This window comes from Methylobacterium fujisawaense (assembly GCF_039619325.1).
In the GTDB taxonomy this organism is placed as follows: Bacteria; Pseudomonadota; Alphaproteobacteria; order Rhizobiales; family Beijerinckiaceae; genus Methylobacterium; species Methylobacterium fujisawaense.
Genome location: NZ_CP155000.1, coordinates 1,407,865 through 1,421,415 on the forward strand (window position 1 = coordinate 1,407,865; position 13,551 = coordinate 1,421,415).

The window sequence follows — 13,551 nt, forward strand, 5'->3', positions numbered from 1 at the left end:
CCCTTCTGCGAGTCACGCCCGAGCGCGTCATTTGTCCCGTTGCAGGCTCGGCGCTGTCAGCCGGCCCGCTCGACGCCGTCCGGCGCGGTGTCCCCCTGGGGCGGGCGCACCACGATGCGGCCGGCCTCGACGGAGAGCGCCAGACGCCCCTGCTTCAGAGCCAGGGCCTTGTCCCCGAACAGGGTCCGCCGCCAGCCCTGGAGGGCCGGAACCTCGGCGGTATTGTCATCGGCGATCGCCTCCAGGTCGTCGACCGTCGCGATGATCTTGGGCGCGACGCCCTCCGTCTCGCAGACCGCTTTGAGCAGCACCTTCAGCAACTCGACGATGGCCCCGTTGCCCCCGCTCCGCCGCACCCGCTCGGGCATCCGGACGGCGCTGGTGTCGCGAGCGAGCCCGCGCTCCACGGCAGCGACGATGTCGGCCCCGGTCCGGGACCGCTCGAATCCCGCCGGGATCGTCCGCAGCCGGCCGAGCGCCTCGGCGTTCCGAGGCGCCGCGGATGCGATATCGATGACCGCTTCGTCCTTCAGGATCCGCCCGCGCGGAACGTTGCGCGCCTGCGCCTCGCTCTCGCGCCACGCGGCCACTTCCATCAGCACGGCGATCTCCCGCGGCTTGCGCATCCGCCCGGAGAGCCGCCGCCACGCCTGGGCGGGATCGGCACGGTACGTCTCGGGCGAGGTCAGCACCGCCATTTCCTCGTCGAGCCACGCGCCCCGGTCGGTGCGCAGCAGCTCGGCCACGAGAACCTCGTAGATCTTCACGAGGTGGGTGACGTCCGACAGCGCGTAGCTCAACTGCGCCTCGGAGAGCGGTCGCCGCGACCAGTCGGTGAACCGCGAAGACTTGTCGATCTTGGCCTTGGCGACGTCGTTGACGAGCTGCTCGTACGAGACGGAATCGCCGTAGCCGCAGACCATGGCGGCGACCTGCGTATCGAAGAACGGATGCGGCAGGATCCCGCCGATCAGCCAGATGATCTCCAGATCCTGACGGGCGGAGTGGAACACCTTGACCGTACGCTCGTCGGCCATGAGCGCGATGAAGGGTTCGAGGTCGATCCCCGGCGCCAGCGGATCGACCAGGACGCCTGTGCCGTCCGGGGCCGCCATCTGGATCAGGCAGAGTTTCGGATAGTACGTCGTCTCGCGCATGAACTCCGTGTCGACGGTCACGAAGGGTTGCTCGGCGAGACGTGTGCAGATCTGGCGCAGCGCGTCAGTGGTGGTGATCAGGTCCATGCATCGGCTATACGCAACCGCAGCCGACATGGGGAGACGCACCCGCTCGGGTCCCCATCTTTCGCGCGCGTTCCGTTACCGCCGCGCGACGTTCGTCACGCCGGAGACCCCACAGCCGCCTTTCGGCGCAGCCGCGTCTGCCGGCGGATCCGCAGGGCGTCGGCCCGTCGCTGCGCCTCCGCGCGCCCGAGCAGACGGTCGAGGATCCCGGTCTCGATACGCTCACCGGTCGCCCCATCGACGAGCCGGCGGATCCGGTCGACCCGGAACCCGCGATAGCCGCCGCGTCGCGCGTCGATGCCGCCGAGCAGTGTCCGGCCCGGACCGAGCCTGAGCTCGCGCGCGTCGAGGGAGCGGTTGCTCCAGGCGCCGGCCGCGTCCTCGTAGACGAGGTCGAAATGGCCTGCGAGGGGCAGGGTCCGCCACCCGGCAGGAGCGCTTCCAGGCGCGGGCCTCGCGGGTCGCTCCGGCGCGAAAAAAACGTTGTCGTTCATGGACATCATATGGGGATTCGAGGGTCCGCCCGGTAGGCCGCACGGCGATTGCGGCGCGGCTTTCGGAGCGGTCCTGCTTGCCGCGCGCTTGACTTGGGGGGCCTTGCGTGAATGGTGCCGGCCTTCCCTCAGAAGAAGCCCATCATGCACCGTTACCGTTCCCACACCTGCGGGGCGCTCCGCCCGTCCGACGTCGGGCAGAGTGTCCGCCTCTCCGGCTGGTGCCACCGCATCCGCGACCACGGGGGCGTGCTGTTCGTGGATCTGCGGGACCATTACGGCCTGACGCAGTGCGTGATCGATTCCGATTCCCCGGCCTTCAAGGCCGCCGAGGCGGTGCGCTCGGAATGGGTCGTGCGGATCGACGGCCGCGTCCGCACGCGCCCGGCCGGCACCGACAATGCCGAGCTGCCGACCGGCGCGGTCGAGGTCTACATCGACGACCTCGAGGTGCTCGGCCCGGCGGGCGAGCTGCCCCTGCCGGTCTTCGGAGACCTCGAATACCCCGAGGAGACGCGGCTGCGGTACCGCTTCCTCGACCTGCGTCGGGAGAAGCTCCACGCCAACATCATGAAGCGTGGCGCGATCATCGATTCGCTCCGCCGCCGGATGCGCGACGGCGGCTTCTTCGAGTTCCAGACCCCGATCCTGACCGCCTCCTCGCCCGAGGGCGCCCGCGACTACCTCGTGCCGTCGCGGGTCCATCCCGGCAAGTTCTACGCCCTCCCGCAGGCGCCGCAGCAGTTCAAGCAGCTGACGATGATCGCGGGCTTCGACCGCTATTTCCAGATCGCGCCCTGCTTCCGCGACGAGGACGCCCGCGCCGACCGCTCGCCGGGCGAGTTCTACCAGCTCGACATCGAGATGAGCTTCGTCACCCAGGAGGACGTGTTCCAGGCGGTGGAGCCGGTCCTGCGCGGGGTGTTCGAGGAGTTCGCCGACGGCAAGCGCGTCACGAAGGAATTCCCGCGCATCACCTACGCGGATTCGATGCTGAAATACGGCGTCGACAAGCCGGACCTGCGCAACCCGCTGATCATCGCCGACGTCACCGACCTGTTCGCCCGCGATGACGTGGCGTTCAAGGCGTTCAAGGGCGTGATCGCCTCCGGCGGCGCGGTCCGGGCGATTCCGGCGACTGGCGCGGCGGCGCAGTCGCGCTCGTTCTTCGACAGGCTCAACGACTGGGCCCGCTCCGAGGGCGCGCCGGGCCTCGGCTACGTCGTGTTCGAGGAGGAGAACGGCCAGCTCTCCGGCAAGGGGCCGATCGCCAAGTTCATCCCGGCCGAGGTTCAGGCGCTGATCGCCGAGCGGGCGGGCGCGAAGGCCGGCGACGCGGTGTTCTTCTCCGCCGGTCCCGAGGCCAAGGCCGCCGGCCTTGCCGGCAAGGCGCGCATCCGCATCGGCGACGAGCTGGGCCTCTGCGACAAGGACCAGTACGCGTTCTGCTGGATCACCGACTTCCCGATGTACGAGTGGAGCGAGGAGGAGAAGCGGATCGACTTCTCCCACAACCCGTTCTCGATGCCGAACATCGACCGCGAGGAGTTCCTGGCGCTCGACCTCGACGCCCTCGCCAGCGAGGATGAGAACGGCGCGAACACCAAGCGGATCCTCGGGATCAAGGCCTTCCAGTACGACATCGTCTGCAACGGCGTTGAGCTGTCCTCGGGCGCGATCCGCAACCATCGCCCGGACGTGATGGAGAAGGCCTTCGCCATCGCCGGCTACGGCCACGAGGTGCTGGAGCAGAAGTTCGGCGGCATGCTGAATGCGCTCCGCATGGGCGCCCCGCCGCACGGCGGCATCGCGCCGGGTGTGGACCGCATCGTCATGCTCCTGTGCAACGAGCCGAACATCCGCGAGGTGGTGCTGTTCCCGATGAACCAGCGCGCCGAGGACCTGATGATGGGTGCGCCCTCCGAGGCGACCCCGAAGCAGCTGCGCGAGCTGCACATCCGCCTCAACCTGCCCGAGAAGAAGGCCTGAGGTCCGCTTAGACCGGCCGCGGACCGGCCGCGCGGTGCCGAGCCTCGTCGCGATCGTCGTCGCCCACGACAGCGCCGCGGTGCTGCCCGGCTGCCTCGCCGCGCTCGCCGGTCAGCACGTCCCGGCGATCGTGGTCGACAATGCCAGCCGCGACGCCTCCGCGGCGGTCGCGGAAGCCGCCGGCGCGCAAGTGATCCGCAACGCCCGCAACGAGGGCTACGGCCGCGCCAACAACCGGGGCGTCCGGGCCGCCGAGACGGCGGAGCACATCCTGATCGTCAACCCGGACGTGGTCCTGCGTCCGGGGGCGGTGGATGCCCTGCTGGAGGCCGCCCGGATGTGGCCCGATGCGGGCCTTCTGGCCCCGCGCCTCGTCGAATCCGATGGGCGCTTCTTCTTCCAGGCACGCTCGCTGCTGGCGCCCTATCTCGCCAATCCCGGCGGCCGGCCCGCACTGCCCCAGGGCGATGCCTGCGCACCGTTCCTCTCCGGGGCCTGCCTGATGATGCCGCGCGCCCTGTTCCTGCATCTCGGCGGCTTCGACGAGAACATCTTCCTGTTCTACGAGGACGATGATCTCTGCCGGCGCGTCGCCGATCGCGGCCGAGCGCTGATCCACGTCCACGGTGCCGAAGCGCTGCACGGTCGCGGCCGGTCCTCGGCGCCGGAGCCGGGCCGCGTGTTCCGATCGCGCTGGCATCAGGCGTGGTCGCGCGCCTATGTCAGCCGCAAGTACGGCCTTCCCGACCCGAGCCGCGCCACCCTGATGACCAACGTCCCGAAGGCGCTGCTGTCGGCGCTGGTTCTGCGCCGGTCGGGCATGGAGCGCTATGGCGGCTCGGCCGCGGGCGCCCTCGCCTTCCTGCGCGGCCGCGACGCCCTGGCCCAAGAGGGCCTGACCGAATGAGCGCCTCGACGATCGCGGCCGCACTCGAAGCCCAGCGCAACGGCTTCACCGGCCTGCGGCTGATGCTGGCCCTGGCGGTCGTCGTGTCCCACGCGTTCAGCGTCGCGACCGGCGCGGCCGGCGACGAGCCTCTCGCCCGTCTGACCGGCTACACGCTCGGGGAGCACGCGGTGAACGGCTTCTTCGCCGTGTCGGGTTTCCTCGTCACCATGAGCTGCGACCGCCGCGGCATCCGCGACTACGCCATCGCCCGGACCCTGCGGATCCTGCCGGGACTCGTGGCGGCGACGCTGGTCGTATCGCTGGGGCTCGGCGCGGCCATGACCCGCCTGCCCGTCTCCGCGTATCTGGGCGACCCCGGCCTGTGGTCGTTCATCCGTGGGACGCTGACGACCTTCAAGAGCAACGCCGCCCTCCCCGGCGTCTTCGAGAGCAACCCGTACCGGGCGCCCCTCGGAACGGTCTGGACGCTGAAATACGAGGTGCTGTGCTATCTCGGCGTTCTCGTCGCCGCCCTGTGCGGTCTGCTCCGGCGGCGCTGGTCGGCCCTGATCATTGTCGTGGGCCTGGCGCTGGCGCTGGTCGTCATGGGCGCCCTGCGGGGCCTCGACCTGCCCAAGGGCACCGAGACGGCACTGCGCCTGCCGATGATCTTCGCGGCCGGGGCCGGGCTCTATCTGTGGCGCGCCCGCCTGCGGGTCTCGGCCGCCGCCCTCGCCTGCCTGGCCTTCGGCGCGTTCGTCCTCGCGCGGACACCGGCCTATCCGGCCCTGCTGTTCCTGGCCGAGGCTTACGGCGTGGTCTGGCTCGCCCTCGGCCCGTTGGCGCGTGGACCGTTCGATCCGCCGGCCGACCTGTCCTACGGGATCTATCTCTACGGCTGGCCGATCCAGCAGAGCCTGCATGCCCTGTGGCCGGACGTCTCGGGAGCCGCATTGCTGGCCCCCGCCCTCGCCCTGACCGTACCGGTCGCCGCCGTGTCTTGGTACGGAATCGAGCGGCCGGCCCTGACGCTCAAGGTGCGGGCGCTGGGGCGGCGTCGCCTCGGCACGATCGAGCCCGCCGGATCGTGAGCGCCGACGGGCCGCTCTCGCCGCTGAAGGCGCTGGCCCTCGCGGCGCGGATGCTGGAGGCTAACGGCTTCACGGTCGTCGCCCGGAACGAACGCGGCGACAGCCTGTATCTGAAGCGGCCCGATGGCCCGTGGCACCTGCGCGTGTCGAACCACCCGCGCACCGCCAAGCAACGGTCCCGCCGCACCGATATTCTCGCAAGCCTCATCATCGACGGACCGCGCTCCCCGGAGCGACTTCGGATTCTCGTCGCAGAGGCCGTGCGCAACTTCCAGGGCGCTCTTGCCAGGAAGGGCGATTAGGCCTCCGCGGACGGGTCCCGGAAATAAGGCTCCACCGTACCCTTCAGCTTCACGGTCATCGGGTTGCCGGCCCGGTCGAGGGTCTTGCCGGCCGAGAGCCGGACCCAGCCCTCGCTCACGCAATATTCCTCGACGTTGGTCTTCTCGACCCCTTTGAATCGGACACCGACTCCGCGCTCCAGCGCCTTCTCGTCGTAGAACGGGCTGTTGGGGTTGGCGGCGAGGCGGTCGGGAGGCGTGTCGGTCATCGTCCAGGTCTCGGGTCGTCGTCGATTTGGGCCCCGCCGGTACGGGAATCCGCGCTGACGCGCAACGCCGCGAGCAGATCCGCGATCCGGCCGCTCTGCAGCAGCGGCACCAGCCGGGTGACCGTGTCGGGCGGCCGATCCCACCACGCCGCCGCCACGAGCGCCGCCACCGTGGCCGCGTCGAACCGGTGCCGCACCACCCGCGCCGGGTTGCCCGCCACGATGGCGTAGGGCGGCACGTCGCGCGTCACGACGGCCCTTGCCGCCACCACGGCCCCGTGCCCGACCGTGACGCCGGACAGGATCATGCAGCCGGACCCGAGCCAGACATCGTGCCCGATCACCACGTCGCCCCGGGAGGCATGGTAATCCTCGGGCGCCCGGGCATCCGGGAACAGCCCGCGCATGGCCGCGAACGGATAGGTCGACGCCCAGTCGAGCCGGTGGTCGCCGCCGAGAAGGATCTCGACCTTGTCGGCGATGGAACAATACCGGCCGATCGTCAGCCGCCGCCCGCTCTCCGGGAAGCGGACTTTTGGACGCCCATACGAATAGGCGCCTATGGAGAAGCCATAGGTCCTCGCCAGTTTGGCGAGGTGGAGCCGCGTCTCGTTGTGCGGGTTGCGCCCCCTGCGCAGCCGGTGCAACAGACCGATCAAGACGCGAGCCCGTGCGAGGCGCGACCGCGTCGTCCTCGGTGAAAAAGGTGAGCGGGAGCGTGGGCGATGGCCGATAACATGTCCGAGGACCTCAAGGCCGGGGCGCTCGTCTACCACCGCCTGCCCAAGCCCGGGAAGCTGGAGATCCAGGCAACCAAGCCGCTGGGCAACCAGCGCGACCTCGCCCTGGCCTATTCCCCGGGCGTCGCCGCCGCCTGCATGGCGATCCACGACGATCCCCAGGAGGCCGCGACACTCACGATCCGCCAGAACCTCGTGGCGGTGCTCTCCAACGGCACGGCCGTGCTGGGCCTGGGCGATATCGGTCCGCTCGCCTCGAAGCCCGTGATGGAGGGCAAGGCCGTCCTGTTCAAGAAATTCGCCGGCATCGACGTCTTCGACATCGAGGTCGACCAGAAGGACGTGTCCAAGCTCGTCGATGTGGTCTGTGCCCTCGAGCCGACCTTCGGCGGCATCAACCTCGAGGACATCAAGGCCCCCGAGTGCTTCGAGGTCGAGGAGCAGTGCCGGGCCCGGATGAACATCCCGGTCTTCCACGACGACCAGCACGGCACCGCGATCATCGTGGCAGCCGCCGTCCTCAACGGCCTGGAACTCGCCGGCAAGAACCTGTCGGACGTCCGGATCGTCACCTCCGGCGCGGGCGCGGCGGCCCTGGCCTGCCTCAACCTGCTCGTCTCGCTCGGCGCGACCCGCGAGAACATCACAGTCACCGACATCAAGGGCGTGGTCTACAAGGGCCGCCCGGAGCTGATGGACCGCTGGAAGGACATCTACGCCCAGGAGACCGACAAGCGCACGCTCGCCGAGGTGATCCCGGGTGCCGACGTGTTCATCGGCCTCTCGGCCGGCGGCGTGCTGAAGCCCGAATACCTGAAGGAGATGGCCGAGAAGCCGCTGATCATGGCGCTCGCCAATCCCTATCCGGAAATCATGCCGGATCTGGCCGAGAAGGAGCGGCCGGACGCGATGATCTGCACCGGGCGGTCGGATTTCCCGAACCAGGTCAACAACGTCCTCTGCTTCCCCTACATCTTCCGCGGCGCGCTGGATGTCGGCGCCCACAAGATCAACGAGGAGATGAAGAAGGCCGCCGTGAAGGCGATCGCGGGTCTGGCCCACGAGACCACCTCCGACGTGGTCGCCCGCGCCTATGGCGGCGAGGCCCGGCCGTTCGGGCCGAAATCCCTGATCCCGAGCCCCTTCGACCCGCGGCTGATCCTGCGCATCGCCCCGGCGGTCGCCAAGGCGGCGATGGATTCGGGCGTGGCCGGCCGGCCGCTCGCGGATTTCGATGCCTATGTCGACAGCCTCGACCGGTTCGTGCACCGGTCGGGCCTGATCATGAAGCCGCTCTTCTCGAAGGCGAAGGTCGAGCCCAAGCGCGTGATCTACGCCGAGGGTGAGGACGAGCGGGTGCTCCGCGCCGTCCAGGCGATCGTCGAGGACAAGGTCGCGCGGCCGATCCTGGTCGGCCGTCCGCGGGTGGTCGAGACCCGGCTGAAGCGCTTCGGCCTGTCGATCGAGCACGGCCGCGACTTCGAGCTGATCGATCCCGAGGACGATCCCCGCTACCGCGCCTACGTGCAGACCTATCTCGAGGTCGCGGGCCGGCGCGGCATCACGCCGGACGCGGCCCGCACCCTGGTGCGCACCAACAACACCGTGATCGGCGCCATCGCGGTGCGCCGGGGCGAGGCCGACGCGCTGATCTGCGGCCTGGAGGGCCGGTTCGAGACCCGGCTGCGCATCATCCGCGACGTGATCGGGCTCGCGCCGGGCGTGGAGCAATGCGCGGCGATGAGCCTCGTGGTGACCCATAACGGCGCCTACTTCCTGGCCGACACCCATGTCCGCCAGAACCCCACCGCCGAGGAGATCGCCGACGTGGCGCAGGCCTGCGCCAGCCATGTCAGCCGCTTCGGGATGACCCCGAAGATCGCGCTCCTGAGCCATTCCGATTTCGGCCAGTCGGATTCGCCCTCCGCGATGAAGATGCGCGACGCCCTCGCGCTCCTGCAGCGGCGCGACCCGGAGCTTCAGGTCGACGGCGAGATGCAGGCGGATTCGGCGCTGAGCGAGATGGTCCGGGAGCGCGTGCTTCCAGGGTCGCGGCTGAAGGGCGCGGCCAATGTGCTGATCTTCCCGAATCTCGACGCGGCCAACATCGCGTTCCAATTCGCCAAGGTGCTGGCGGATGCCCTGCCGGTCGGCCCCCTGCTGATCGGGCCGGCCAAGCCCGCCCACATCCTGACGCCCTCGGTGACCGCGCGCGGCATCGTCAACGTCACGGCTGCGGCCGTCGTCGAGGCTCAGGCGGACGAGGCCGTTTCGGCCAGGGTCGAAGAGAGCGGCGTCGGCATGATCTCCGAATGAGGAACGCCGGTCGACGGCCGCGAGCGTGGCCGTCGATTTGCTTACCGCTCCCGCGGTTACGAAACCATCGGGAGAAGACGCTATGTGCGCGGGCGACGATCCAACCTGCCACGCCTTCGAGGAGCATCGCCGCCGGTTCCGGCGGGATCTGGAACCGGAACGGCGCGCGTTCCTGAAGAGCAGCTTCGCGGCGACCGGCGCCGCCGCGGCCTTCGCGGCCGGCGGCCCCTCGCTGGTGAGCCCGGCCCTGGCCCAGGCGAGCGGGGCCAAGATCGCCGCCACCGCGCATTATCACCTGCCGGCGAATGCCGAGACCGTCCATTGGGGCTTCTTCAGCCGCAGCCTCAAGCCGAAGGTCGAGATCGGCTCAGGGGACTTCGTCACCATCGAGACGCTCACCCATCAGGCGAGCGACGATGCCGAGCGGATGATCCAGGGCGATCCGGGCGCCGAGAGCGTCTATCTCTGGACCAAGGATAAGATGGGCGTCTCGCCCCGTGGTGCCGGCGCCCTCGACGCGAAGATCGGCCCCGGCGGCGGTCAGGGCGTTCATATCTGCACCGGCCCGGTGGCGATGCGCGGCGCCGAGCCCGGCGACGTGTTGGAAGTGCGGATCCTCGACGTGGCGCCCCGCCCCTGCGCCAATCCCAAATACAAGGGTCTCGCCTTCGGCAGCAACGCGGCAGCCTGGTGGGGCTATCATTACAACGACCTGATCACCGGCGATAAACCGCGCGAGGTCGTCACGATCTACGAGGTCGACGCCACCGGCGAGCGCGACTGGGCCCGGGCGGTCTACAGCTTCCGCTGGCCCGGGGTCACCGATCCGTTCGGCGTCTCCCACCCGACCATCGACTATCCCGGCCTGCCGGTCGATCATTCCAAGACGCAGAAAACCTACGAGGTTCTCAAGGGCATCCGGGTACCGATCCGTCCGCACTTCGGCACCATGGGCGTCGCGCCGGCCGAGGCCGACCGGGTCAACACGATCCCGCCGAGCTATACCGGCGGCAACATCGACAATTGGCGGATCGGCAAGGGCGCGACGCTGTACTTTCCTGTGGCGGTGCCGGGCGCCCTGTTCTCTGTGGGGGACCCCCATGCCAGCCAGGGCGATTCCGAATTGTGCGGCACCGCGATCGAGTGCTCGCTCACCGGCACCTTTCAGTTCATCCTGCACAAGAAGGCCGACCTGCCCGGAACGCCGCTCGAAGCCCTCGATTTCCCGATGATCGAAACCCGGGAAGACTGGGTGCTGTCGGGCTTCAGCTACCCGAACTACCTGCGCGATCTCGGCCCGGACGCACAGACTGCGATCTTTCAGAAATCCTCCATCGACCTCGCCATGCGCGACGCCTTCCGGAAGATGCGCCAGTTCCTGATGCACGCGAAGGGGCTCACCGAGGACGAGGCCATCTCGCTGATGTCGGTGGCGGTCGATTTCGGGATCACGCAGGTCGTGGACGGCAATTGGGGCGTCCACGCCGTGGTCAAGAAGGCGATCTTCTCCGATCGGGTCGCCTGAGATGCGGCGACGCCCCGATCACGGACGGCATCGCGCTTCTCCAGGTCATCTCCGGGCGATCATGCGCGCGGAGAGGCCGATGTCGATCGAGCCTGCGCAGGGAAACCGGCTCATGCGGCCTTCGCGGTTCCGGCCATGGTCATCAGGCCGGTGATGACCCGATAGGTCTCGGACCATGCCTGTCGGATCTCCGGCGTGAAGTCCGAGCCCAGACCCTGTTCCAGGGTCCACAGCAGCGCGGCGCCGACGGGCTCGTAATGAGCCTGCAGGGCGCCGTAGCCGACGTGCCGATCCCCGAGGTCGCGCACCGTCGCGACCAGGGCTTCCGGCTTATCCAGGTTCGCCACCGTCAGGGCCAGCATGGCCATCAGCTTCCGCTTCTGCGCGTTCATATCGTTCGGGAAGAGCGCGCGGACCTGGGGGGCGGTCTCAAAGAGGCGCCCGTAGAACAAGTCCGAGGCGGTGTCGCCCAGCGATTGCACCTTCGCGAAGCTGTCTTGCACCAGCCTGACCTGCGCGGCCGAAACGGCGTAGGACACGCGGACGCTGGCCAGGAATCGTCCGACCTCGGCGGTCAGGTGCTCGGACTGATTCGACAGGACGGAGGCCGCATCGAGAACCTGACTCGCGGCCTGTCCGGTGCTCTCCGCCGCCTGAGCGACGCCGGTGATATTGCTGGTGACCTCCCCGGTTCCGACGGCGGCTTGCCCGACGTTGCGCACGATCTCCTGGGTCGCCGCGCCCTGCTCCTCCACGGCCGCCGCGATCGAGGTCGCCACGCCGTTGATCTCTTGGATCCGGGCGGTAATCGCCCCGATGGCTTCGACCGCCTGACCGGTGGACGCCTGGACCGCCGCGATCTGGCCGGAGATTTCCGCCGTGGCCTTGGCCGTCTGCTCAGCCAGTGCCTTGACCTCGGAGGCCACGACCGCGAAGCCCCGACCGGCGGCGCCGGCGCGGGCGGCCTCGATCGTGGCGTTGAGGGCCAACAGATTGGTCTGCTCGGCGATCGATGAGATGAGCCCCACGACGTCGCCGATTTTGTCCACGGCGCTGCTCAACTCTCGCACGCGCGCCGCGGTCCGATCGGCCTCGGCCGCAGCCACCTGCGCGAGCTCCGCCGAACCATCGGCCTGACGCCCGATCTCCTGCACGGATGCACCCAGTTCCTCGGCGGCGACCGCGACGGTGTTGACGTTCTTGGACGCCCGCTCGGCGGCGGCCGCGACCGTTGCCGATTGTCCGGCCGTCTGCGTGGCGGTCGCGGTCATCGTCTGCGCCGTCACCTGCAGTGCGGAGGCTGACGTCCCGACCTGGCCGATCATGCCGCCGACCGCCTGCTCGAAGCGCTGGGCCATCTGGCGCAGGCTCTCCCGCCGCTGGTCATCGGCATCCAGGCGCGCCCGCTCGGCCTCGACCTCCAATTCGCGGGTGCGGGTCAGGTTGTCCCGGAACGCTTGCACGGCTGCCATGATCGGGGCGAACTCGTTCCGATACGCGGCCACGGGAAGATCGACCGCCGTTTCGCCGGCGGTCAGCGACCGCATCGCGCCGGCGACGATCCGGAGTGGCCGCAGCACGCCGCCGACCAGGGCAATGAGCCCCAGGACGACGAGCAGCGCGGCCGCCAGGAGGGCCGCGGCATTGCGCAGAACACCGTGGCGCGCCACGTCCGAAAGGGTCTCGGCGCGGGCGACCATCTCGTCCAGGGCCGAATCAGCGAGATTGACGATGGTCATCTGCTCGGTGGTGTTCCGTCGCCGCACTTGCTGGAACGTGTAGGGCGCGGGCCGCTGCTGGCTCAGGGCATCGAAGATCGTTTTGGCCCCGGCGGCGGCCTCACCCTCGAAATTGTTGTGCTTGGCCTTCTCGAACGCCGCGCGCGCGGTCTCCGACAGGTCGGCGGCAGCCTCGCTCGTGTTCAGCCAGGCCGTCCGGACCTGAGCCCGCTCCTCGGCCGCGGCCACCGTCTCGGGAAGCGACCAAGAGGTTCCGGCGGCCAACGATGTCTGGACCCGCAGGGCGACGTTCCCGATCGCGACGCGGGTCGTCCAGGCGGACCGCTTGAGGACGAGATAGCGCTGCAGGATCGCGTCGGATCGCGGGATCGCCGCATCCACGGCGTCCGTGGTCGCCGTCAGCGCGTCGAGAAGGTCCTGAAAGGCGGTGAGGACCATCGGCAGCAGCGTCGGGTCACGCTGCGCCTTCGGGAGACGCAGGGCGGCATCCACGCGGGGACGGAGCGCGTTCACGGCCTCCTGAGCCGCATGGAGACGGTTGAGCGTTGCAGTCACGGCGGGCACGTTCTGGTCCCGCAGCAGGTCCAGGACGACCTTGAGGTTTGTGATCATCGCCTCGCGGTTCGTGGCGATGGCGGCGAGGCTGTCATTGTCGGCGACGTCCTCACCGCCGAGGGTAAGAGAGGAGCCCCGTTCGAGCCGTACTGGAAGAATCGTCTTGAGCAGGTGCCGGCTCGCGCGGGACAGACTGACGGCTTCCCGGGCCTGCTGCGCCGTCAGGTGCGCAGAGACCAGATTGTCTCCCGAATAGCCCAGCAGCATAACGGCCATTACAATTATGATCGTGAGCATTATTGCTCTTATTGAAAATCTGCCGAGCAAAATCATGCCGATTTGTTCCAAAATCGTTCTGGGAGAAATTTAGTCCAGCCTCTTAGCGGAAGAATCTAACGATTGCACGCGCTAAAAATGAA

The 13,551-nt window shown here is 69.0% G+C and carries 11 protein-coding genes; 6 read left to right on the forward strand and 5 right to left on the reverse strand.

What is annotated here, in order from left to right; translation table 11 throughout:
* Positions 1–56: 56 nt before the first annotated feature.
* Positions 57–1,244, reverse strand: a complete 1,188-nt coding sequence (rnd, locus tag ABC766_RS06745; RefSeq protein WP_345821577.1) for a ribonuclease D — start codon at positions 1,242–1,244, stop codon at positions 57–59.
* Positions 1,245–1,339: 95 nt separating this feature from the next.
* Positions 1,340–1,738 carry a hypothetical protein gene (locus ABC766_RS06750; protein ID WP_081948687.1) on the reverse strand — a complete coding sequence of 133 codons (399 nt, stop codon included), beginning with the start codon at positions 1,736–1,738 and terminating at the stop codon, positions 1,340–1,342.
* Positions 1,739–1,882: 144 nt separating this feature from the next.
* Here ABC766_RS06750 and aspS point away from each other — a divergent pair, with 144 nt between their 5' ends.
* The 4 genes from aspS to ABC766_RS06770 are packed head-to-tail and all read left to right on the forward strand — an operon-like array spanning position 1,883 to position 6,009.
* Entirely contained in the window at positions 1,883–3,727 is a 1,845-nt protein-coding gene (gene aspS / locus ABC766_RS06755) for an aspartate--tRNA ligase (protein ID WP_345821578.1), read from the forward strand.
* A 34-nt stretch (positions 3,728–3,761) separates the two neighbouring features.
* Positions 3,762–4,634 (forward strand): glycosyltransferase family 2 protein, encoded by an 873-nt coding sequence (locus ABC766_RS06760; RefSeq protein ID WP_345821580.1) that lies wholly within the window; start codon positions 3,762–3,764, stop codon positions 4,632–4,634.
* Positions 4,631–5,707 carry an acyltransferase gene (locus ABC766_RS06765; protein ID WP_345821581.1) on the forward strand — a complete coding sequence of 359 codons (1,077 nt, stop codon included), beginning with the start codon at positions 4,631–4,633 and terminating at the stop codon, positions 5,705–5,707. Before ABC766_RS06760 ends, ABC766_RS06765 begins: the two co-directional genes overlap by 4 nt.
* Entirely contained in the window at positions 5,704–6,009 is a 306-nt protein-coding gene (locus ABC766_RS06770) for a type II toxin-antitoxin system HicA family toxin (RefSeq protein WP_345821582.1), read from the forward strand. Before ABC766_RS06765 ends, ABC766_RS06770 begins: the two co-directional genes overlap by 4 nt.
* Here the strand turns inward: ABC766_RS06770 and ABC766_RS06775 are convergent.
* Both ABC766_RS06775 and ABC766_RS06780 read right to left on the reverse strand, forming a co-directional pair.
* Entirely contained in the window at positions 6,006–6,257 is a 252-nt protein-coding gene (locus ABC766_RS06775) for a DUF3297 family protein (RefSeq protein ID WP_043353490.1), read from the reverse strand. The two genes, ABC766_RS06770 and ABC766_RS06775, sit on opposite strands and share 4 nt — an antisense overlap.
* On the reverse strand, positions 6,254–6,904 hold the full coding sequence (locus tag ABC766_RS06780; RefSeq protein WP_345822691.1) for a CatB-related O-acetyltransferase: 651 nt from the start codon (positions 6,902–6,904) through the stop codon (positions 6,254–6,256). The genes ABC766_RS06775 and ABC766_RS06780 overlap by 4 nt, the downstream gene beginning before the upstream one ends.
* A gap of 78 nt (positions 6,905–6,982) precedes the next feature.
* Here ABC766_RS06780 and ABC766_RS06785 point away from each other — a divergent pair, with 78 nt between their 5' ends.
* Together ABC766_RS06785 and ABC766_RS06790 are read left to right on the forward strand one after the other, a co-directional pair.
* Positions 6,983–9,313: an NADP-dependent malic enzyme gene (locus ABC766_RS06785; RefSeq protein WP_043383701.1), complete on the forward strand. Its 2,331-nt coding sequence runs from the start codon at positions 6,983–6,985 to the stop codon at positions 9,311–9,313.
* 82 nt (positions 9,314–9,395) lie between these two features.
* Complete coding sequence (locus ABC766_RS06790; protein WP_043350875.1) at positions 9,396–10,838, forward strand: acetamidase/formamidase family protein; 1,443 nt, start codon at positions 9,396–9,398, stop codon at positions 10,836–10,838.
* A 110-nt stretch (positions 10,839–10,948) separates the two neighbouring features.
* Here the strand turns inward: ABC766_RS06790 and ABC766_RS06795 are convergent, their stop codons facing one another.
* On the reverse strand, positions 10,949–13,465 hold the full coding sequence (locus tag ABC766_RS06795; protein WP_345821585.1) for a methyl-accepting chemotaxis protein: 2,517 nt from the start codon (positions 13,463–13,465) through the stop codon (positions 10,949–10,951).
* Positions 13,466–13,551: the final 86 nt, after the last annotated feature.

What these genes read in the sequence shown, in the direction of transcription:
- rnd (WP_345821577.1), bottom strand. Translation starts at nt 1,244, where the DNA reads ATGGACCTGATCACCACCACTGACGCGCTGCGCCAGATCTGCACACGT.
- ABC766_RS06750 (WP_081948687.1), bottom strand. Translation starts at nt 1,738, where the DNA reads ATGAACGACAACGTTTTTTTCGCGCCGGAGCGACCCGCGAGGCCCGCG.
- aspS (WP_345821578.1), top strand. Translation starts at nt 1,883, where the DNA reads ATGCACCGTTACCGTTCCCACACCTGCGGGGCGCTCCGCCCGTCCGAC.
- ABC766_RS06765 (WP_345821581.1), top strand. Translation starts at nt 4,631, where the DNA reads ATGAGCGCCTCGACGATCGCGGCCGCACTCGAAGCCCAGCGCAACGGC.
- ABC766_RS06775 (WP_043353490.1), bottom strand. Translation starts at nt 6,257, where the DNA reads ATGACCGACACGCCTCCCGACCGCCTCGCCGCCAACCCCAACAGCCCG.
- ABC766_RS06785 (WP_043383701.1), top strand. Translation starts at nt 6,983, where the DNA reads ATGGCCGATAACATGTCCGAGGACCTCAAGGCCGGGGCGCTCGTCTAC.
- ABC766_RS06790 (WP_043350875.1), top strand. Translation starts at nt 9,396, where the DNA reads ATGTGCGCGGGCGACGATCCAACCTGCCACGCCTTCGAGGAGCATCGC.
- ABC766_RS06795 (WP_345821585.1), bottom strand. Translation starts at nt 13,465, where the DNA reads ATGATTTTGCTCGGCAGATTTTCAATAAGAGCAATAATGCTCACGATC.